Origin of the sequence: Vibrio sp. 10N.222.46.A1, from assembly GCF_041473595.1 — a bacterium.
Lineage (GTDB): Bacteria > Pseudomonadota > Gammaproteobacteria > Enterobacterales > Vibrionaceae > Vibrio > Vibrio tasmaniensis_A.
Genome location: NZ_JBFRSN010000904.1, coordinates 1 through 1832, shown reverse-complemented (window position 1 = coordinate 1832; position 1832 = coordinate 1). Strand labels below are relative to the sequence as shown.

The window sequence follows — 1832 nt, the reverse complement described above, 5'->3', positions numbered from 1 at the left end:
GACGAGTGCTGGGCTTTGTCATCTATATGAACAAAATGAACAAACTACTTCTAAAGACAAACTGTCTCTAAGGACAAACTAACAAGTTTGCTTCGTCTTATAGCTCGTCGACTGTTGCCCAAACCGCTGCTAGCATGTCGTGACCAAATGCAACACTGCGCTCTGGAGACCAACCGTACAGTTCGTCAGCGTGGCTGATGTGATCTTTAAATGGCATCTCGACAGTGTATGCCAAACACTTGAACTGTTCGCCGATCCAGTTTGTGCCGACGGTCATATTTGCTTTGCCCGGTTCGTCTTTATCGTAACCAAATTCATCTTGGAACTCTGGCGTGATAGTCAGAAGAGCTTGCTTGAAGTGATTCTCTAGTTTTGCAATGCGCTCGTTGTATGAAGGTGTGCCTTCGCTACCAGCAACAAAGTTATATGGGATTGCTTCGTCGCCGTGAATGTCTAGACAAAGGTCAACGCCAGTTTCTAGCATGCGCTCGCGAACAAGGAAAACCTCAGGGCTGCGTTCCATAGAAGGTGACTGCCATTCACGGTTTAGGTTGACGCCAATACCGTTAGTGCGTAGGTGACCACGGATGCTGCCGTCTGGGTTCATGTTAGGTACAACGCGGAATACAACGCTGTCTAGAAGTGAACGACCAACTGTGTCTGTTTCATCAAGCAAGCGTTGTAGCAGACCTTCGATCAGCCATTCAGCCATGGTCTCGCCCGGATGTTGGCGACCAATAACCCAGATGTTTTTCTTCTCTGCACTTGGCTCACCGATGGTTAGCAAAGTGATGTCGTTGTTATCTAACGTATGGCCCAGAGTTTCTAGCTTACAAGCAGGGTGCGTTTGAGCACTGTGCAAGAGATCTTGATGACGATCGTATGAATACGGTGCGAAGTACGCGAAGTACATTGAATCGTGTTCAGGAATGATATCAAAGCTTAAAGTGTCGCCATCGAATTGAGATGGAATGCGGAACCACTCTTCACGGTCATACGATGCAACCACATCATAATCTTTCCAGCCTTCAGGGTAGGCAGATGTTGCCAATTGGCCGATTTCAAAGTGGTGAGCTTGTTGAGCTTCACTTTCTAAGCGGAAATGAAACCATTGTGCGATTTCAGTTTGATTATCCGCTGGAATAGTTAGTTGAATGTTTTGTGGTGAATCTGCTGAAACGACGTGAATGTTGCCGCTTTCGAAGTTGCTGAAAATTTTCATTGTAGTTTTTATCTCGTAGTTGAGTTGCCGTAAGATTAGCACACTTTTTTTCGAGCAAACCACTAACTAAATCGTAATGAGATGTTATTTCAGCTATCTGTTTTTTAGCTGCCTACTTTTAAATCGACAGCTATTTAACGGTTAACTTTGAGCTATCGACGTTGGCAAGTCGTGCAACCACGACAGGCAGAGCGTGTATAGCGATCGAGTTTACTGCGTTGCACCTTACAGTACGCATTTTTCAGCGCTCTTCTTCCAGCAAACCAATCATCCGGCTTTGACAGGATCAGATAACCATTGAAGCGCTTCACAAGCTCGGTTCTATTTTGGTGGATGAACTTGCTATCAAAGCCTATTTCGAAGTAATCAAGCGCTTGTTCAATCGAAGTAAAGCTCGCTATTTTTTGTTGGAACTCTGTTTGGCTCATGGGGAGTTTGTTTGTGAACTGGTGGCAACTATTGTACCGAGTTCACGATTTATTTTATTGATTTTAGTTATGACTTACCAGGGGTTGAACCGTAGGCTTTCTTAACATGAAGTGATCTTTTTAACTCTTTGAGGATTATAGATAAAGTACTAACGAACAGTGACAACTACCCAACCAGATAG

At 44.4% G+C, this 1832-nt stretch carries 2 protein-coding genes; both read right to left on the bottom strand.

Features of this window, described 5'->3' with window-relative positions:
• Positions 1-97 precede the first annotated feature (97 nt).
• Positions 98-1222: a M14-type cytosolic carboxypeptidase gene (locus AB4496_RS21700; protein ID WP_029223162.1), complete on the bottom strand. Its 1125-nt coding sequence runs from the start codon at positions 1220-1222 to the stop codon at positions 98-100.
• A 152-nt stretch (positions 1223-1374) separates the two neighbouring features.
• Positions 1375-1650, bottom strand: a complete 276-nt coding sequence (locus tag AB4496_RS21695; protein ID WP_009846452.1) for a nitrogenase-stabilizing/protective protein NifW — start codon at positions 1648-1650, stop codon at positions 1375-1377.
• Positions 1651-1832 lie beyond the last annotated feature (182 nt).

Bases quoted from the DNA above. Each gene is read 5' to 3' on its own strand.
- AB4496_RS21700 (WP_029223162.1), bottom strand. From the start codon at position 1,222: ATGAAAATTTTCAGCAACTTCGAAAGCGGCAACATTCACGTCGTTTCA.
- AB4496_RS21695 (WP_009846452.1), bottom strand. From the start codon at position 1,650: ATGAGCCAAACAGAGTTCCAACAAAAAATAGCGAGCTTTACTTCGATT.